The organism is Sphingopyxis soli (assembly GCF_018682675.1).
In the GTDB taxonomy this organism is placed as follows: domain Bacteria; phylum Pseudomonadota; class Alphaproteobacteria; order Sphingomonadales; family Sphingomonadaceae; genus Sphingopyxis; species Sphingopyxis soli.
In genome coordinates, this window is sequence record NZ_JAFMTR010000070.1 from 1 (window position 1) to 17,621 (window position 17,621).

The following is a 17,621-nucleotide window of genomic DNA, read 5'->3' on the forward strand; positions in this document are numbered from 1 at the left end:
CGGTCCTGCGACCGGCCGCCCCCTATCTTAGGACGAATTCCGGACCTTAAAAGTCCAGCGTCACGCCCGCGTAGAGATACCGACCGAGGGCGTCGTAGGTGCCCGGGTAGGTGTTGCCGTTACACGGACCGGTCGGGCACAGGTTCGACCCGTCGCGCCCCGCGTTACCCGAGGTAACGAACGGCGGCTGCTTGTCGAAGATGTTGTTCACACCAAGACGGAACGTATAGTTGTCGCCGATCGCGAAGGTGCCCGCGAGGTCGAAGTAGCTGTACGACTTGATGTGCAGGCCCGGATCGAAGTTGAAATCGCCCGCCAGCGACTGGCTGTCGTCCAACGTTTCGGCTTTGACCTTGCCGATGAAGCGCCACTGGAGCGAGACGCCGATGCCGCCTGCGGTCTGCAGCGTCGTGCGCAGCTTGTGGCGCCACTTCGGCAGCATCGAACCGCCGGCGGTCGTGCCGCCGCCCGAGCACACCGGACCATAGAGGCCGGCGCAGTCATAGGCTTCGGTGATGCCGTTATCGACGCGATACTTGTCGAGGTACGTACCGATGAAGCTCATCGACAGCGTGCCGAAATCGCCGATTTCATGGCTGTACGCGCTGTTGATTTCGATGCCCTTCGTGCGGACCTTGCCGAGGTTCGACGGGATGTTATCGACATAGCCGTTCGGGGTCAGCCACAGCGAACCCGCCGCGTCGCGTTTGATCAGGCTGCACGAGAAGGGCGTGAACGTCGCGGTGGCGTTCAGCGTACAATCCTTCAGGATCGCATCCTGCGCGGGCGGCTGGATCGCATCCTTCAGCTTGATGTCGAAATAGTCGACGGTCAGCGAGAAGCGCGGCAGGAAGCTCGGCTGCAGGACGACACCGAAGGTCTTCGTCGTCGCCTTTTCCGGCGTCAGGTCGGGGTTGCCGCCGAGCAGGCCGTTATACTGGCCGGCCGGGTTCGGCGTTGTGCCCTGACCCACCGCGAGCCCCTGCGCGATACAGCCATAGTCGGTCGCGGTGACCGGCGCGCCGGCGCACGGATCGCTCGAACCGGCAAGGCCGACGGTCGGGGTCGCGAACAGCTCCTGGATGTTCGGCGCACGCACCGCGCGGTTGTACTGGCCGCGGAGGCGAATGTCGCGGATCGGCGCGAATTCGAGCTGCAGCTTGTACGTGTCGGTGTCATACTTGCGGTCGGCGCTCGTCTTGTACCACGACTTGCGATAACCGCCGCTGAAGGTCAGCTCATAGATGAAGCTGTCCTGGATGATCGGCATCTGGGTCTCGGCAAAGAATTCATAGACCCGGAAGCTGCCCGACAGCGGCAGCGTCGCGCCGCCCTGGCCGGTGAGGTCGCCGGTCTGGAAAGCGTTATCGGTGTTGAGATCAAGCGATTCCTTGCGCCATTCGAAGCCCAGGTTGACGCCGATGCCATCGCTCGCCCACGGCGAGGTGATGCCATATTCGCCAAGCTGGCCGGTCAGCGACGCGTTGGCGACCTGTTCGGACGTATAGCCCTTCTGGAAGCCGGTCGCCGACAGATAGTTGACCGCTGCCGCGCTCGCGCCGCCGGCCCCGTTGAAGATGTTGTAGGGGACGCAGTTCGGATCGCTGCCGTCGACGACCGAACGGCAGACAATGTTGCCGTTGGCGACGCCGGTACGTTCGAACCCTTCGTCAACGACGTTCAGCGCGCGGTTCAGACGAGCCACCGAGAATTCGTTCGAATAGACCTGCGTGTAGTTCGAACGGCCATATTGGTAATAGGTGTCGTACGACCAGGCCTTGCCGAGGTCGCCCTTCGTCCCGATCACCGCACGATAGTTGGTGTGCTGCAGGTCGTTCTGGCGCGGACCGCCTTCGACGTTGCGGCGAAGCACCTGCAGGAACGCCTGGTTGTACGTTTGACCGAACGCGCCGGTGAACACCAGCGGAGCCGCGCCCGGCGTCGGATTGTACGGCGCCGCAACCGCGGTCGGGAAGTTGCCGATGTAACCGTTGATCAGGTTGGGAGCGGCGCAGATGATGTTGCGCTGGACAGCCGACATCAGCGGATTGTCGCAGTTGATCGTCAGCGTGTTGCCGAAGTTGCCCGACGGGGCGATCTGGGCGACCGTGCGGTCGTCCATGAACATGAACTCGAGATACGGCTTGATCGACTCGTTGATCTCATAGTTCGCGAACAGGCCCGCGGTGTAGCGTTCGTCGGGGCGCTGATAGTGGTTGGTCGGCGCGAAGTTGTAGCGCGACGTGGTGTTTTCGAACCCGCCGTTGGGGAAGAAGGTGTAGACGGTCGAAGTGCCGACGGCGACGTTCGGATCGAACAGGATCGCCGTGCCCGACGAGTTGGTCAGCGAGCCGCCGCAGACCGAAGCGCCGCCGCGGGTGTTCTGCAGGACGCACGAGCTGTAGTCGCGCTTGGCCTGCGTGATTTCGTTCGCCTTGCGATAGCCGGCATAGGCGACGATATGGCCGCGGCCGTCGTCGAACGCCGCGCCGAAGGTCGCAGTGACGTCGATCGTGCCGCCGTCGGCGGTGCTGCCGCGCGGATAGCCGAAGCCGCGCGCGTCAAGCGGACCGCGCAGGAACTTGTTGCGGTTGTTGTGCTGGTACAGGCTGTACTGGCCGTCGAGACGGAAGCCCGTGAAGTCGGTGTCCATCACGAAGTTGACGACGCCGGCAACAGCGTCCGCACCATAGGTCGCCGAAGCGCCGCCGGTCAGGACCTGGACGTTCTTCAGCAGCGCGGCGGGGATGATGTTGATGTCGGCGGCCGAACCGCTCGACGGGCTGGGGTCGCCCGGCAGCAGGCGGCGGCCGTTGACGAGGCTGAGGGTACGGGTGGTGCCGAGGCCGCGAAGGTCGACCGACGCGGTGCCGTCCGAACCGTTGGCGGTCGTCGAGTTCTGGCTCGCGAACACCGACGGCAGCGAGTTCAGCAGGTCTTCGACGCGGGTCGTGCCCTGCAGCTTGATGTCCTCTTGGCTGACGACGGTGATGGGAGCGGCCGATTCGAGATTGGCCTGGGGAATACGCGTACCGGTGACGATGATTTCGTCACCCGAGGTTGCGCTGTCTTCGCTTCCCTGCGCGTCCTGCGCCATCGCCGGCGCAGCGGCCAGCAGGCCGACGCCGAGAACGAGCGGGGCAGCGCCCAGCCGCAGTGCGGAAAAATGGGTTTTCTTCACAGTTGCAGTCCCTTGCTACTGAGTTGGTTACGATACCCGAATGCGAAAAATCGGCGTCAAAAACGCATGACGAACGCACCCTGATCGGTGCGGGATGATCTTTCGTTCATCGGGAGTAAAGGGAATTCCCGGCGCGCGTGGCCGTTTCGCCAGCCATTGTGACGAATTTGCAACATGCCGCCCGGCGGCACGGAAAGATCGAATAAAGCCGCGCCAAGAAGCGCAATAAAATTACAATGGAGTGCCGTTAGCGGCGATCAGGGCCGCATCGGCCCCGCCAGCTTGCCCGGATCGAGCCGCGCATCGCGCCATTTCAGGCCCCAGTGCAGATGCGGCCCGGTCGCGCGCCCGGTCTGACCAACCAGCCCGAGCTGTTGCCCCTGCACCACATGATCGCCGGCCTTCACGTCGAGCCGCTGGCAGTGGAGGAAGGCGCTCGACAGCCCCATGCCATGATCGACGATCAGCAGATTGCCCTCGAGCGTGAAGGGCGACGCCGCCGCCAGCGTCACCACCCCGTCGGCGGGCGCGACGAAGGGCGTGCCCGCGGGCGCCGCGATGTCGGTGCCGCTGTGATAGGCGCCGGGTTTGCCCTGATAGACGCGCTGCGACCCGAAAAAGCCCGACAGGCGCCCGGTCAGCGGCCAGCGGAACGCCTGCCGCCAGCCGTCCGATCTCACCGGTATCGCGCGCGCCGCGGCGATCTGCGCCAGTTCGGCGGGGCGGCGGCGTTCGAATTCGGCGTCGCTCGACGCACTGCCGCGATAGGGCGCGTTGATTTTCTCGATCCGCCAGCTTCCCGGCGCGATGCCCAGCGTCCGTTCAACCGTCCGGCCGCCCGCCAGCATCGCGACGAGGAGCGCCGAGGGTCCGGCGTCGCGGTCGAAGGCGATCAGGAAGCCGCCATCGGCCGCCAGCGGCACCGGCGCGCCGTCGAGGGTAAGCGCCTGCGTCCCGCTCGGCGCCCGCCCGACGATCATCGCGCCCTGTTCGGGACTGCCCCGCAACGCGAAGTCGGCGCGGACGGGCTCGGCGGGCGACGGAGGCGGCGCTTGCACCGGCGCACTCGCGGCCGGGAACGGCGCGGGCCGCGCCGGAGCTTCGGACGCCGGAACGCACCCCGCCGCGATCGCAAGCAACGGCAGCGCGGCCATCGGCCGCCGCCGGAATTTCACCCGCCTCATGCCTTGTGGTCGAGCGCGGCCTGTACCGAAAGGGCGGCGGTCGCATAGGGCTCCTGCCGCGCGACCGACCAGTAACGCAGTTCCTCGAGCGCGATCGGCACGCCGCTCACCGCGCAGAGCACATGGTCGCCGGGCGCCAGGACGCGAAACCCGTTCGGTCCATAGTGCAGGCGGGCGAGGCGGTTGCTGCTGGCGATCAACATGGGTCCGGTTCCATAAGTTTACAGGTCAGGCCGCCGATATAGCATCGATGCGCCGTTCGGCCACCCCCGCGCCCGATCAGAACAGCTCGCCCTGCCCCCGCCCCGACGAAGCGCCAGGCGCAGCCGACGGCTTGCGAACGGGTTTCGGCGGCGGCGGCGGCGCGTCGCTATCGGCTGCCGCGACCGGCACCTCGCCATCGGCGAAGATCAGGCGCAGATGCCCCGCATCGCGCGCCTTGGTCGCGGTGGTCACGATCGCACCCTCGCTATCGCGCACCATGGCATAGCCGCGCGACAGCAGCGCGCGCGGGTCGAGCGAGGTCAGCAGTCGCCCGAGCCCTTCGAGCTTCGCGCGCTCGCGGTCCCATGCCCGCGTCAGCAGCGCGGGCCGCAGCGCCCCCGCGCGCGTCGCGAGCCGCTCGCCGGTCACGGCGAGCCGATGCCGCTGCGCGCGGTCGAGCCGGTCGCCATTGTCGTCGAGCCGCTGGCGCTGCGGCGCATAGAGCGCCTCGCGCTTCGGCAGGTGCCGCGCCTGCGCCGCCAGCCGCTCGGCCCGCAAAGCCTGCTGGCGGCTCGCCGCACCGATCATCCGCCCCTGCCAGGTCGCGAGCTGCGCCTGCAGTTCGGCACGCACCGGAACCGCCATCTCGGCCGCGGCGGTCGGCGTCGGGGCGCGCACGTCGGCGGCATAGTCGGCGAGCGTCACGTCGGTCTCGTGCCCCACCGCGCTGATCGTCGGGATGCGGCAATCGGCGATCGCGCGCACGACGACCTCCTCGTTGAACGCCCACAGATCCTCGATCGACCCGCCGCCGCGCGCGACGATCACCAGGTCGGGGCGCGGCACCGGCCCGCCGGGCGCCAGGGCATCGAACCCGCGCACCGCGTTGGCGACCTGCGCCGCCGCGCCGTCGCCCTGCACCAGCACCGGCCAGACGATCACCCGCGTCGGACAACGGTCGGCCAGCCGGTGGAGAATATCGCGGATCACCGCCCCGGTCGGCGAGGTCACGACTCCGATCACCCGTGGCAGATAGGGCAGCGGCTGCTTGCGTGTCCGGTCGAACAGCCCCTCGCCGCCCAGCCGCGCCTTCAATTTCTCGAAGAGCAGCATCAGCGCGCCTTCGCCCGCGACCTCGAGCGTATCGACGACGAGCTGGTATTTCGAGCGTCCCGGATAGGTGGTGAGCTTGCCCGTCGCGATCACCTCGATCCCGTCTTCGGGCCGGAACGCGAGCCGCGCGGCCTGTCCCTTCCACATCACCATGTCGATCAGCGCATTATCGTCCTTCAGCGCCGCATAGAAATGCCCCGACGCGGCGCGTTTCGCGCCAGACAGCTCGCCGCGCACGCGCACGCGGGCAAAACCGTCCTCGACCGTGCGCTTGATGGCAGCGGACAATTGGCTGACGGATAACGCAGGTGCATTGTCGCCCGGCGACGCCTCGGCTAACAGCCGCGCTTCGGTGCCATCGTCGGACGCCGCATCGGGAAAAGGGACTGACATGAATATCCTGCTGGTGGGCTCTGGTGGCCGCGAACATGCGTTAGCCTGGCAACTGGCACAATCGCCGAGTTGCGCCAAGCTCTATGCCGCGCCCGGCAACCCAGGAATCGAACTCCACGCCGAATGCGTCCCGATCGCCGCCGACGATCTGGATGGCCTGATCGCCTTTGTCCGCGCCCACGCGATCGACTTCGTCGTCGTCGGGCCGGAGGCGCCGCTGGTTGCGGGGCTCGCCGACCGGCTTCGCGAGACCGGCATTCCGGTGTTCGGCCCGAACGCCGCCGCCGCGCGGCTCGAAGGATCGAAGGGCTTCACCAAGGATCTGTGCGCGCGCGCCGGCATCCCGACCGCCGGCTACGTCCGCTGCACGTCGGCCGAGGAAGCGCTCGCCGTCCTCGAAGGCTTTGCGATCCCCGTCGTGATCAAGGCCGACGGCCTCGCCGCCGGCAAGGGCGTGATTATCGCGGAGACGCGCGAAGAGGCCGAGGCCGCGATCGCGGATATGTTCGACGGCGCCTTCGGCAGCGCCGGCGCCGAGGTGGTGATCGAGGAGTTCATGACCGGCGAGGAGGCGAGCTTCTTCGCGCTTGCCGACGGCACCGACGTCATCGCCTTCGGCAGCGCGCAGGACCACAAACGCGTCGGCGACGGCGATGTCGGCCCGAATACCGGCGGCATGGGCGCCTACAGCCCGGCGCCCGTGCTCACCGCCGAGCTCGAATCCGCCGTCATGGACCGCATCATCCGCCCGACGGTGGCAACGCTCGCCGCCGAAGGCACGCCCTATGTCGGCGTCCTCTTCGCCGGGCTGATGCTGACGAATGAAGGCCCGAAGCTCATCGAATATAATTGCCGCTTCGGCGACCCCGAGTGCCAGGTGCTGATGATGCGCTTCAAGGGCGACTTCGCCGCGCTGCTCCATGCCGCCGCAACCGGGACGATCGCCACCGCCGACACCCCGGCCTTTTCGCACGACTATGCCCTCACCGTCGTCATGGCGGCGAACGGTTATCCGGGCACGCCCGAAAAGGGCGGCGCGATCCGCCGCATCGCCGATGCCGAGGCCGGCGGCGTGCGCGTCTTTCACGCCGGCACCGCGCGCGAGGACCGGACGCTCGTCGCCGCGGGCGGCCGCGTCCTCAATGTCACCGCAACGGGCAAGAGCGTCACGCAAGCACAGGCGCGCGCCTATGCCGCGGTCGACAAGCTCGACTTCCCGACCGGCTTCTGCCGCCGCGACATCGGCTGGCGCGAAGTCGCGCGCGAGGCGAAGAAGTAGCCACCCCTTCGTCATTCCCGCGAAAGCGGGAACCCAGCGAACCGGCGGTGCAACCGGGTCCTTGCTTTCGCGGGAATGACGAAGAATTGGGTCGACCCGATCCCTAACCCCGCATAGGCTCACCACAGGACAAGGAGATCGTCATGGCGTGGCTTCAGGAAAATTGGATCATCGCGGTCGTCGGCCTGGTCGTCGCGGTGCTGCTGGTCTGGTTCCTCTTCGGCCGCAAGAAGGCGGAGGAGATCGAAACCCCGATCGCGCCGCCCGCCGAACCGAAGAAGCCGCTCGAAGCCGCAAAACCCGAAATCATCGCCGCCGAACCCGCGCGTTTCAAACCGAGGGAACCCACCCCTGCGCCCGTAGCGGCTCCGGCCCCGCCACCGCCGGCGCCGGAACCCGTGGCCGAAACCCCGCCGGCGCCTGCGGCCGAACCGCAGCCTGCGCCGGCTCCCAGCGCCGACAATCTGCAACTGCTGAAGGGCGTCGGGCCCAAGATGGCCGCGCTGCTGAACGGCCTCGGCGTTACCCGCTTCCAGCAGATCGCCGACTGGACCGACGCCGATGTCGCGGCGATCGACCCGCAACTCGGCGCGTTTCAGGGGCGTATCGCGCGCGATGCGATCGTCGACCAGGCCGGCTATCTCGCCCGCGGCGACAAGGCGGGGTTCGAGGCGAAATATGGTGCGCTGGGCGGAGAATTACAGGGCGGCTGACGACCGATACCGGCGTCGCCCCAACCCGCGCCATCCCCCGTTGCCGCTTGCCAGCCGCGCCGATCGCCGCCACATCTGGTTTCGAAACGAAACCTGGGTCAGGACCCATTAGGAGCGATGCATGATCGGTGATTTCGAGCAGCAGCGGGTGAAGCTCTCGACGGGCGTCGAACTCGACGTCGTCGATGTCGGGCCGCGCGATGCGCCTGCGCTGGTCTTCCTTCATGGCTTCCCCGAATCGCACCGCACATGGCGCTTTCAGCTGCCGCATTTCGCGAACCGCTTTCGCTGCATCGCGCCCGACCAGCGCGGCTATCGCGGGTCGTCGAAGCCGCAGGACGCCGAATCCTACACGCCCGACAAGCTGATCGCCGACATTTTCGCGCTGGCGGACGCGCTGGGCATCGGGACTTTCACGATCGTCGGGCACGACTGGGGCGGGGCGATCGCCTGGGGGGTCGCGCTCGGCGGCCAGCCGGGCGGGCTGCATCCGGGATGGGGCGGACGCGTGACGCGTGCGGTGATCGCCAACGCGCCGCATCCCGCGATCTTCCAGCGCCTGCTGCTCGCCAACTCCGAACAGCGCGCGGCGAGCCAGTATATCCGCACCTTCCGCGACCCTGCGAGCGACGCGATCATCGAGGAACATGGCATCGCGGGCATCCTGGCGCACGCCTTCGCAGACCGGGTGCCGAGCGGCGGCATCCAGCCGCCCGACGAAATTGCGCGGCTGCTCAAGGATTGGGAGGACCGCGACGCCTGCCGCGCGATGATCAACTGGTATCGCGGTTCGCCGATGGCCGTGCCCGCGATGGACGAGCCCTATGCCGAGCCGCCCGCGGCGCCCTTCCCGAAACTGACGATCCCGACCCTGGTGGTCTGGGCGCTCGACGACGTCGCGCTGCCCGCGTGCAACCTCGACGGGATGGAGGAACTGGTTCCGCATGTGTCGATCGTGAAGGTTCCGGGCTGCGGCCATTTCGTGCCGTGGGAAGCCCCCGACGCGGTCAACGCGGCGATGGACGATTTTCTCGGCAACGGCTGATCCGCGGTCGCCGCCAAACCCCTGCATCCCTGGAAAAAGTTGGCAGGCGGCAGGGGTGCCGCCGCCTGCCGGGAGGGGTCGGTTCTGCGGGTGGTCCGCAAGTCGTCAAATCAGGCGACCGATAAAGCCGGGCGCGAGTTAACCATAAGTTTCGCCTCTATTGCAGGCTTTCAGATTCTCCCACCTTTGCCATATTCGCGTCATGGATGTGGGAGGACTCAGGGTCGCCTCGATCACCGACACGATCGATGGCCCGGCCAGCTGGACCGTCGAGCGCGACGTCCATATGCTGATCCTTCACGACGCGGGCAGCTATCACTGGCTCGAAACCTGGCTCGACGGTCATCGCACCGCGCTGGGCGATCCGTTGCCCGACGAGATATGGTTCGTGCCGGCCGGACGGCGGTTCAAGGCGACGGCCAAGGGCGGAACGGCGCGGTCGATCCACATCGAGATTCCGGCCGCGCGGCTTGCGGTCCCCGGCGGGGCGCGGGCGATCGCCGCGCATCGGGATCCGGCGATGACGGTCCTCGTCCGCAAACTGCTGGCCGGTGACGCCAAAGCGGCCGCCGCGCTGGTCGCGCTCCTGGCGGAGACGCTGGCGCGAACCATCGCGCCGCCCTTGCCGCGGACGCTTCTGCGCCGCATCGACGGGCTGATGGCGTCGATCCAGACGCAGCTCGAAATCCAGATCACGGTCGAGGATATGGCGGCCGAGACCGGCATGTCGGTCAACAGCCTGATCAGCAATTTTGCGCGCGCCACCGGCCGAACGCCCGCGCAATATGTGCTGCATCAGCGGTTGCGGCGCGCCTGTTGGTTCCTCGCCAACCGGCCGCTCTCGATCGCCGAGATCGCCTTTGCCACCGGATTTTCCAGCCACGCGCATCTTTGTGCGGTCTTTCGCCGCAAGCTTGCTATGTCGCCGGGGGAGTGGCGCGCGTTTGCGAGCGGGAGGGTAAGTTGTGACGATTAGGGCAAATCTGTTCCGCATTCGCGATGCCCACGGTCATGCGCCGGTGACCAATATCGAACTTTTCTTCGATCTGGTGTTCGTCTTCGCGATCACCCAATTGTCGCACGGCCTGCTCGAACATCTGGGCTGGCTCGGCGCCTTGCAAACGCTGATGCTGCTGTTCGCGGTATGGTGGGTGTGGATCTTCACCACATGGGCCGCCAACTGGCTCGATCCGGAGCGCGCCAATGTGCGGCTGATGCTCTTCGCGCTGATGCTGGCGGGCCTTGCGCTGTCGAGTTCGATTCCCCAGGCGTTCGGCAAGTCCGGCTGGCTGTTCGCCGCCGCCTATTGTTCGATGCAGATCGGCCGCTCGCTCTACATGATCTGGGCGAGCCAAGGGGTTCATCCCGCGCGGGCGCGCAACTTCACCCGCATCATCATCTGGTCGGTCTTCTCCCTGCCCTTCTGGATCGGCGGCGCGCTCGCCGACCCCGGGCAGCGGATGCTGCTGTGGGCGGCGGCGCTCGCGATCGACTATGCCGGCCCGGCGACCTTCTTCCGTGTCCCGGGACTGGGCCGGTCGGACGCCGGGAGCTGGGACATCTCGGGCGCACACATGGCCGAGCGCTGCGCGCTGTTCATCATCATCGCGCTCGGCGAAGGGGTGCTGATCACCGGCGCGACCTTTGCCACGACACCGCAAAGCCCGCTGCACTGGCTTGCCTTCGCGACCTGCTTCCTCGGGTCCGCGGCGCTGTGGTGGCTCTATTTCGACACCGGCGCGCGGCGCGGCAGCCAGGCCATGGAAACGACCGAGGCGGCCGGGCTGCTCGCGCGCTATGCCTATACCTATTGGCATATTCCGATCGTCGCGGGACTGGTCGTGTCGGCGGTCGCCGACGAAATGCTGCTCGCGCACCCGAAGGGCCATATCGAATTTCCGATGCTCGCCGTGTCGATCGGCGGGCCGCTGCTGTTCCTCGTCGGCAATATGGGGTTCAAGCATGCCACATCGGGCCGGTCGCTGCCGCCCGTCTCGCACATGATCGGCGCCGCGGCGCTGCTCGGCGTCGGCGCGGCGGCGTGGTTCGGTCAATGGCAGCCGATCGCGCTGGGGATCGCGACCTTCGCCGTCCTCGTCTTCACCGCGATCTGGGAATGGGGCAGCTATCACGGCGGCTGGCGGCGCTGGGCGCCGTGGCTCGGCCGGCTCGAACGCACCGGACAAAGAGATTATGGGCAGGGAGAATAGACGATGTCGCATACCGCCATCATGCTGATCGCGGCGCTCGGGCTGTTGATCGGGCTGCGCCTGCTCGTCCGCGACAAGGCCCGCGCAACGCGCGCTTTCCTTGTGCTGTGGCTGCTCGTGTCGATCGCCAACCTGCTCTATGGCGTGCTCGGCGCAGGCTATGGCTGGGGCGAGGAAGCCGTCGTCTGGCTGTTCGTCTTCGGACTGCCCGCGGCGGTCGCCCTGATCGCCGCGCGCGTCGGGGGCTAATCCGGCGGATTGATCAGGCAGCCGCTTGCACCCGCGAAGCGGGCGCTCCGCGCGGCGAGCAGCGGCACGCTGCCGGTCACGGTCTTCGTCGCCGGGTCGTCGCTCAGCGAGACCATTTCCATGCCGGGCTCGAAATCGGTCTGACAGCTTTCGAGGCTGCGCCCCTGCACATAGCGGCACGAACAGCCGACGCGCGCGGCGTAGGCCGATCCCAGCTCGGCCTGCGCCTTGAACGCGGGGAATTTCCAGACGAGGAAAATCGCCAGCAGGACACCGAAGCCGATGGCCCATGGCAGGCAACCCCCGCGCTTGCCGTCGCGGCGCTTGCGGCCGCGCAGGTGCGGGGGCACTTCGGGGGGCGGCGCCGACGGCTGGCGGTCGGGCGTTGCCGTCTCGGGCGGGTTGGTGTTAGTCACCGGTGCCATGATCACGAAAAAAGCCATGCTGGCAAGTGCGGCGCTGCTCCTTCTCGGCGGCTGGTCGCTGGGCCAGGCCGCCGGGCAGGGCGGTATCGCGCCCGGCGCACCCGCGCCCCGGCTCGGCGCGTCGCTCGACGAGATCGCGCCGGTCGATGCGTCGCCCGCGCTCCCGGCGCTCGATCCCGCGATCAAGGCCAAGGCCGACGCGCTGTTCGACGACGCCGAGGATGTGGGCGAAACGCGCGCGCTCTATGTGCTGCGCGACGGCCAGCCGGTCTATGAACGCTATGGCGAGGGCTTCGGCCCCGATTCAAAGCTGATCAGCTGGTCGATGGCGAAGAGCATCACCGCCGTCCTCACCGGCTTCCTCGTCGCCGACGGGCAATTGTCGCTCGACGCGCCCGCGCCGGTCAGCGCGTGGGAACGCAGCGGCGACCCGCGCGGGACGATCAGCCTGCGCCACCTGCTCCACATGGCCTCGGGGCTCGAACATGTCGAAAATGGCGATCCGGTGTGGAAGGGCGACACGGTCGAGATGCTGTTCGGCGCGGGCGCACCGGACATGGCCGCCTTTGCCGAAGCCAAGCCTGCGGCAGCGCGGCCGGGCGAGCTTTTCAACTACAGCTCGGCGACCAGCGTCATCCTCTCCGACATATTGACCGACACGCTGACCCCGTCGCAAAATCCCGAGGCGCGCCGCGAGGCGATGCGCGAGTTCATCGCGGGACGGCTCGCCGAACCGCTCGGCATGACCAGCCTGACGCCCGAGTTCGACGCCAAGGGGACGATGATCGGCGGTTCGATCATGCACGCGACGGCGCGCGATTATGCAAAGTTCGGCGAGTTCCTGCGCAACCATGGCGTCGCGGGCGGCCAGCGGCTGCTGCCCGAAACCTGGATGCGGTTCATGCTGTCGCCGTCGCCCGAGGACGCAGGATATGGCGGGCACATCTGGCTGAACCGGCGTCGGCCCGCAGGCGCCGACGAGGCGCTATGGCCCGACCGCGGCCCCAACGACCTGTTCGCCTGCATCGGTCATCAGGGGCAATATATCATCGTCTCACCCTCGCAGCGCGTGACGATCGTGCGGCTGGGGATCACGAAGGACGACCAGTTCCCGGCGCTGCGGCGGCATCTGGCCGATCTGACCGCCGCGCTCTGAATTGCCAGCCGCGCCCGGGGCCGGCTCCGATCGGTTGCGGGCGCCATCGCCTTAGCCCCCGCACGCCTTGAACAGCATCAGCGTCCGCTCGCGCCCTCGGGTTGCGCTCGGTTCGTGATAATCCTTGCGCCGGTCGCTGTTGAAACCATGCCCCGCCTCATAGACGAAGATCTGCGCGGTCGGATGCGCCTTCGCGATCAGCGCCTCGACACCCTCCATCGGAATGCCGGCATCGAAGCGGCCGAAATGCGCGATGGTGGCGCAGGCCGGCGCCTCGTCCTTGAACATCGTCGGCACGAGGCTGCCATAGTAGGAAGAGGATGCGGCCAGGTCGGGGCTGATCTGCGCCATCCGCCAGGCAACCGAGCCGCCATAGCAATAGCCGGTGATGAACACCGGCCCCTTCGCTTTCAGCGCGTCGATGCACGTCTGCGCATCCTTCAGACTCTGCTCGAACGGATGCAGCGTCCGCGCCAGCTCGACCGCGCGTTCGAACTGCGGTCCCGAATAATCGCTCTCGAACCCCGGGTGCTCGCGGTCGAACAGCGCGGGGCTGAGCACCTCATAGCCGTCGGCGGCATATTCGTCGCAAAGCTCGCGGATATGATCGGTGACCCCGAAGATTTCCTGGATCAGCACCAGCCCGCCGCGCCGCTCGCCCTCGGGCTGCGCATGATAGACCGCGATGTCCGCGCCATCGTCCATCGTCATCCGAACCATCTCGCCCATATGCGCACCTCTCGTCCGTTCGGACCGGGCTTGTCGAAGTCCCGTCCTTCTGTCTGTCGACCTTTGAAGAAAGAACGGCGCTTCGACAAGCTCGGAGCCTGCCCCCGCGAAGGCGGGGGGCGAACGGGCTTTGGGGGGCGGCGGGATTCCATCCACCCCCGCCTTGCATTGCAGCAAAATCGTTGCTACGCGCGCCGCGACTGTGCAGCGGGGGTGTCTTCGGACGCCGGGAAAATCCGCGCAGCCATCCCCCAAGGGATCGTAGAAAAGGACTTTCGCGCGTGGAGAATTCCGGCGGCATTCAGGGCAACATCACGGCGGGCCTCGCGGGCCGCTATGCCAGCGCGCTGTTCGATCTGGCCCGCGAATCGAACGATATCGACAGCGTCCAGAAGAGCCTTGCGACGCTCAAGGCGGGAATCGCCGAATCGGCGGACCTGAAGGCGCTCGTGTCGAGCCCCGTCATCAGCCGCGCCGACGCCGCGACGGCGATCGAAGCGGTCGCCAAGCTGCTGAAGCTCGATTCGCTGACCTCGAAATTCCTGGGCGTGCTTGCCGAGAACCGCCGCCTCGCCGACCTTGGCGGGATGATCGACGCGTTCAACGCGATCGTCGCGGGCCACCGCGGCGAAGTGACCGCAAAGGTCACCAGCGCGCACCCGCTGACGGCCGAGCAGCTCAAGGCGCTCGCCGCAAATCTCAAGACCCGTGTCGGCCGCGATGTTCAGATCGAAGCCGCCATCGACCCCGCCATCCTTGGCGGTCTCGTCGTCCAGCTGGGCAGCCAGCTTATCGACGGCAGCATCCGTACCCGTCTCAACAGTTTCGCCCAGGCGATGAAGGGCTGAAAAGCCCCCTGCGCCAAAACGCCCGATGAAAGGCTGAATAATGGAAATCCGCGCCGCTGAAATCAGCAAGGTCATCAAGGACCAGATCGCCAATTTCGGCACCGACGCCACGGTCAGCGAGATCGGCTCGGTGTTGTCGGTCGGCGACGGCATCGCCCGCGTCCACGGCCTCGACAATGTCCAGGCCGGTGAAATGGTCGAATTCGCCAACGGCGTGCAGGGCATGGCGCTCAACCTCGAAGCCGACAACGTCGGCATCGTGATCTTCGGCTCGGACGCCGAGATCAAGGAAGGCGACGTCGTCAAGCGCACCGGCACGATCGTCGACGTCCCCGTCGGCAAGGGCCTGCTCGGCCGCGTCGTCGATGGCCTCGGCAATCCGATCGACGGCAAGGGCCCGATCAAGGCCGACAAGCGCATGCGCGTCGAAGTGAAGGCGCCGGGCATCATCCCGCGCACCTCGGTTCACGAACCCGTCCAGACCGGCCTGAAGGCGCTCGACGCGCTCGTCCCCGTCGGTCGCGGCCAGCGCGAACTGATCATCGGCGACCGCCAGACCGGCAAGACCGCCGTCGCGATCGACACCTTCATCAACCAGAAGGAAGCGAACAAGGGCGCCGACGAATCGAAGAAGCTCTATTGCATCTACGTCGCCGTCGGCCAGAAGCGCTCGACCGTCGCGCAGATCGTTCGCCAGCTCGAAGAAAATGGCGCGATGGAATATTCGATCGTCGTCGCCGCGACCGCGTCGGAGCCCGCTCCGCTGCAGTTCCTCGCGCCCTACACCGGCTGCACCATGGGCGAATTTTTCCGCGACAACGGCATGCACGCCGTGATCGTGTATGACGACCTTTCGAAGCAGGCCGTCGCCTATCGCCAGATGTCGCTGCTGCTCCGCCGCCCGCCGGGCCGCGAAGCCTATCCGGGCGACGTTTTCTATCTCCACAGCCGCCTGCTCGAGCGCGCTGCGAAGATGAACGAAGACAATGGCTCGGGCTCGCTCACCGCGCTGCCGATCATCGAAACGCAGGCGGGCGACGTGTCGGCGTACATTCCGACCAACGTGATTTCGATCACCGACGGCCAGATCTTCCTCGAAACCAACCTGTTCAACGCCGGTATCCGCCCCGCGATCAACGTCGGTCTATCGGTGAGCCGCGTCGGCTCGGCCGCGCAGACCAAGGCGATGAAGAAGGTGTCGGGCTCGATCAAGCTCGAGCTCGCGCAGTATCGCGAAATGGAAGCCTTCGCGCAGTTCGGTTCGGACCTCGACGCCTCGACGCAAAAGCTGCTCAATCGCGGCGCGCGCCTGACGCAGCTGCTGAAGCAGCCGCAGTTCCAGCCGATGCCGTTCGAGGAACAGACCGCGTCGATCTTCGCCGGCACCAACGGCTATCTCGACAGCGTCGCGACGACCGACGTGTCGCGCTACGAAGCCGCGATGCTCGCCTATCTGCGCAGCGATCATGCCGATGTGCTGAAGACGATCCGCGACACCAAGGATCTTGGCGACGACACCAAGAAGAGCCTTGTCGCGGCGCTCGACGCCTTCGCCAAGATTTTCGCGTAAGTGGCTGCGCCGCCGGAACCAAAGCATGGAAGAAAACTGGTTATCGGTGGCGTTTCGCTAACCAACGCAAAATTTGGAATTGCCCAAGGGCGCATCAAGAAAAAGGAGTATTTCACCGCAGCCAATGATGCTCGAAACAGGATCGAGCAACTTGTCATAGACGATGCCTATTGCGACGATCAGCCGTTCACTTGGATCGGTTTGATCATCAGAGAGGGGCTCGTGAATGACGAGATGCCCAAAATCGGCAAGGTGGATCCCAAGTATGGAGATCTCGAACTGACGATTGAAATTGATACCAACGACCTGATCGACGTGGGCAAAGAGGAAATTCAACGAGTGCTCGAACTGGCGACTTTGAAATCGCTTATCGCCGCAGGCAAAAAGTTCGGGTGCAAGATGGGCAAAATCTCGGCCGAATTGGAAGCATTGAAAGCTTAAAACGATGGCAAGCCTTAAAGAACTCAAAGGTCGTATCGTCTCGGTCAAATCGACCCAGAAGATCACCAAGGCCAAAAAGATGGTCGCCGCCGCGAAGCTGCGCAAGGCGCAGGCCGCGGCCGAAGCCGCGCGCCCCTATGCCGAGCGGCTCGAAGGCGTCGTCGCCAGCCTCGCGTCGAAGGTCGGCGCGTCGGATTCGGCGCCGAAGCTGCTGTCGGGCACCGGCAAGAGCGACACGCACCTGCTGGTCGTGCTCAACAGCGACCGCGGCCTTGCGGGTGCGTTCAACTCGAACATCGTGAAGGCGGCGCGCGACAAGGCGCTCGAACTGCAGGCAGAGGGCAAGAAGGTTGTCTTCTACCTCGTCGGGCGCAAGGGCCGCCCGGTGATCGCACGCCTGTTCCCCGGCCAGATCATCGAGAGTTACGAAACCACCGGCATCCGTGACATCGGCTTCGAACAGGCGAACGAGATTTCGGCGAAGGTGATGGAGCTTTACGAAGCCGGCGTTTTCGACGTCGCGCATCTCTTCTATTCGAAGTTCCGCTCGGCGCTGCTCCAGATCGCGACCGGTCAGCAGATGATCCCGGTTCCGCCCCCGGCCGACGTTCCCGCGACGAGCGGCGCGGCGGTCGAATATGAACCGGGCGAGGAAGAAATCCTCGCCGACCTGCTGCCGCGCAACGTCACCATCCAGATCTTCAAGGGCCTCCTTGAAAACGCCGCGTCCGAACAGGGCGCGTCGATGACCGCGATGGACAATGCGACGCGCAACGCGGGCGACCTGATCAACAAGCTGACCATCGTGTACAACCGGACACGTCAGGCAGCGATCACCACCGAACTCATCGAAATCATCGCGGGCGCGGAAGCTCTGTAGC

17 protein-coding genes are annotated in these 17,621 nt (G+C 66.4%); 11 read left to right on the forward strand and 6 right to left on the reverse strand.

Annotation, left to right across the window (positions count from 1 at the left end; all coding sequences use genetic code 11):
• Positions 1 to 46: 46 nt before the first annotated feature.
• From J1N50_RS11480 to xseA, 4 genes are all read right to left on the reverse strand, one after another.
• Positions 47 to 3,181, reverse strand: a complete 3,135-nt coding sequence (locus J1N50_RS11480) for a TonB-dependent receptor domain-containing protein (RefSeq protein WP_343227871.1) — start codon at positions 3,179 to 3,181, stop codon at positions 47 to 49.
• 257 nt (positions 3,182 to 3,438) lie between these two features.
• Entirely contained in the window at positions 3,439 to 4,365 is a 927-nt protein-coding gene (locus tag J1N50_RS11485; protein ID WP_215353590.1) for a M23 family metallopeptidase, read from the reverse strand.
• Positions 4,362 to 4,568 carry a DUF2093 domain-containing protein gene (locus J1N50_RS11490; protein ID WP_215353591.1) on the reverse strand — a complete coding sequence of 69 codons (207 nt, stop codon included), beginning with the start codon at positions 4,566 to 4,568 and terminating at the stop codon, positions 4,362 to 4,364. Before J1N50_RS11490 ends, J1N50_RS11485 begins: the two co-directional genes overlap by 4 nt.
• 76 nt (positions 4,569 to 4,644) lie before the next feature.
• Positions 4,645 to 6,075, reverse strand: a complete 1,431-nt coding sequence (gene xseA, locus J1N50_RS11495; protein ID WP_215353592.1) for an exodeoxyribonuclease VII large subunit — start codon at positions 6,073 to 6,075, stop codon at positions 4,645 to 4,647.
• Between xseA and purD the strand changes: the two genes are divergently transcribed.
• The 6 genes from purD (at position 6,074) to J1N50_RS11525 (ending at position 11,571) form a co-directional block, all read left to right on the forward strand.
• A complete protein-coding gene (purD, locus tag J1N50_RS11500; protein WP_215353593.1) occupies positions 6,074 to 7,354 on the forward strand; it encodes a phosphoribosylamine--glycine ligase in 1,281 nt (426 codons plus the stop codon). The two genes, xseA and purD, sit on opposite strands and share 2 nt — an antisense overlap.
• A gap of 143 nt (positions 7,355 to 7,497) precedes the next feature.
• Positions 7,498 to 8,067 carry a hypothetical protein gene (locus J1N50_RS11505; RefSeq protein ID WP_215353594.1) on the forward strand — a complete coding sequence of 190 codons (570 nt, stop codon included), beginning with the start codon at positions 7,498 to 7,500 and terminating at the stop codon, positions 8,065 to 8,067.
• A gap of 121 nt (positions 8,068 to 8,188) precedes the next feature.
• Entirely contained in the window at positions 8,189 to 9,112 is a 924-nt protein-coding gene (locus J1N50_RS11510; protein WP_215353595.1) for an alpha/beta fold hydrolase, read from the forward strand.
• 202 nt (positions 9,113 to 9,314) lie between these two features.
• The gene (locus J1N50_RS11515; RefSeq protein ID WP_215353596.1) at positions 9,315 to 10,088 is read left to right on the forward strand and encodes a helix-turn-helix transcriptional regulator; all 774 of its coding nucleotides are present in this window, start codon (positions 9,315 to 9,317) and stop codon (positions 10,086 to 10,088) included.
• Complete coding sequence (locus J1N50_RS11520) at positions 10,078 to 11,322, forward strand: low temperature requirement protein A (protein WP_215353597.1); 1,245 nt, start codon at positions 10,078 to 10,080, stop codon at positions 11,320 to 11,322. Before J1N50_RS11515 ends, J1N50_RS11520 begins: the two co-directional genes overlap by 11 nt.
• A gap of 3 nt (positions 11,323 to 11,325) precedes the next feature.
• Positions 11,326 to 11,571 carry a hypothetical protein gene (locus J1N50_RS11525; protein ID WP_215353598.1) on the forward strand — a complete coding sequence of 82 codons (246 nt, stop codon included), beginning with the start codon at positions 11,326 to 11,328 and terminating at the stop codon, positions 11,569 to 11,571.
• On the opposite strand, the gene J1N50_RS11530 is transcribed toward J1N50_RS11525, so the two are convergent.
• The gene (locus J1N50_RS11530) at positions 11,568 to 11,996 is read right to left on the reverse strand and encodes a hypothetical protein (protein WP_246553409.1); all 429 of its coding nucleotides are present in this window, start codon (positions 11,994 to 11,996) and stop codon (positions 11,568 to 11,570) included. The genes J1N50_RS11525 and J1N50_RS11530 overlap by 4 nt on opposite strands.
• On the opposite strand from J1N50_RS11530, the gene J1N50_RS11535 reads away from it, so the two are divergent.
• On the forward strand, positions 11,995 to 13,152 hold the full coding sequence (locus J1N50_RS11535) for a serine hydrolase domain-containing protein (protein ID WP_215353599.1): 1,158 nt from the start codon (positions 11,995 to 11,997) through the stop codon (positions 13,150 to 13,152). The genes J1N50_RS11530 and J1N50_RS11535 overlap by 2 nt on opposite strands.
• A gap of 51 nt (positions 13,153 to 13,203) precedes the next feature.
• Here the strand turns inward: J1N50_RS11535 and J1N50_RS11540 are convergent, their stop codons facing one another.
• A complete protein-coding gene (locus J1N50_RS11540) occupies positions 13,204 to 13,881 on the reverse strand; it encodes a dienelactone hydrolase family protein (protein WP_215353600.1) in 678 nt (225 codons plus the stop codon).
• Positions 13,882 to 14,162: 281 nt separating this feature from the next.
• On the opposite strand from J1N50_RS11540, the gene J1N50_RS11545 reads away from it, so the two are divergent.
• The 4 genes from J1N50_RS11545 to J1N50_RS11560 are packed head-to-tail and all read left to right on the forward strand — an operon-like array spanning position 14,163 to position 17,620.
• Positions 14,163 to 14,729: a F0F1 ATP synthase subunit delta gene (locus J1N50_RS11545; RefSeq protein ID WP_215353601.1), complete on the forward strand. Its 567-nt coding sequence runs from the start codon at positions 14,163 to 14,165 to the stop codon at positions 14,727 to 14,729.
• A 40-nt stretch (positions 14,730 to 14,769) separates the two neighbouring features.
• Positions 14,770 to 16,299 carry a F0F1 ATP synthase subunit alpha gene (gene atpA, locus J1N50_RS11550; RefSeq protein WP_215353602.1) on the forward strand — a complete coding sequence of 510 codons (1,530 nt, stop codon included), beginning with the start codon at positions 14,770 to 14,772 and terminating at the stop codon, positions 16,297 to 16,299.
• Complete coding sequence (locus J1N50_RS11555) at positions 16,300 to 16,740, forward strand: Imm39 family immunity protein (RefSeq protein ID WP_215353603.1); 441 nt, start codon at positions 16,300 to 16,302, stop codon at positions 16,738 to 16,740.
• Between the two features lie 4 nt (positions 16,741 to 16,744).
• The gene (locus J1N50_RS11560; protein ID WP_215353604.1) at positions 16,745 to 17,620 is read left to right on the forward strand and encodes a F0F1 ATP synthase subunit gamma; all 876 of its coding nucleotides are present in this window, start codon (positions 16,745 to 16,747) and stop codon (positions 17,618 to 17,620) included.
• Position 17,621: the final 1 nt, after the last annotated feature.

Bases quoted from the DNA above. Each gene is read 5' to 3' on its own strand.
- J1N50_RS11485 (WP_215353590.1), bottom strand. From the start codon at position 4,365: ATGAGGCGGGTGAAATTCCGGCGGCGGCCGATGGCCGCGCTGCCGTTG.
- J1N50_RS11490 (WP_215353591.1), bottom strand. From the start codon at position 4,568: ATGTTGATCGCCAGCAGCAACCGCCTCGCCCGCCTGCACTATGGACCG.
- purD (WP_215353593.1), top strand. From the start codon at position 6,074: ATGAATATCCTGCTGGTGGGCTCTGGTGGCCGCGAACATGCGTTAGCC.
- xseA (WP_215353592.1), bottom strand. From the start codon at position 6,075: ATGTCAGTCCCTTTTCCCGATGCGGCGTCCGACGATGGCACCGAAGCG.
- J1N50_RS11505 (WP_215353594.1), top strand. From the start codon at position 7,498: ATGGCGTGGCTTCAGGAAAATTGGATCATCGCGGTCGTCGGCCTGGTC.
- J1N50_RS11510 (WP_215353595.1), top strand. From the start codon at position 8,189: ATGATCGGTGATTTCGAGCAGCAGCGGGTGAAGCTCTCGACGGGCGTC.
- J1N50_RS11515 (WP_215353596.1), top strand. From the start codon at position 9,315: ATGGATGTGGGAGGACTCAGGGTCGCCTCGATCACCGACACGATCGAT.
- J1N50_RS11525 (WP_215353598.1), top strand. From the start codon at position 11,326: ATGTCGCATACCGCCATCATGCTGATCGCGGCGCTCGGGCTGTTGATC.
- J1N50_RS11535 (WP_215353599.1), top strand. From the start codon at position 11,995: ATGATCACGAAAAAAGCCATGCTGGCAAGTGCGGCGCTGCTCCTTCTC.
- J1N50_RS11530 (WP_246553409.1), bottom strand. From the start codon at position 11,996: ATGGCACCGGTGACTAACACCAACCCGCCCGAGACGGCAACGCCCGAC.
- J1N50_RS11540 (WP_215353600.1), bottom strand. From the start codon at position 13,881: ATGGGCGAGATGGTTCGGATGACGATGGACGATGGCGCGGACATCGCG.
- atpA (WP_215353602.1), top strand. From the start codon at position 14,770: ATGGAAATCCGCGCCGCTGAAATCAGCAAGGTCATCAAGGACCAGATC.
- J1N50_RS11560 (WP_215353604.1), top strand. From the start codon at position 16,745: ATGGCAAGCCTTAAAGAACTCAAAGGTCGTATCGTCTCGGTCAAATCG.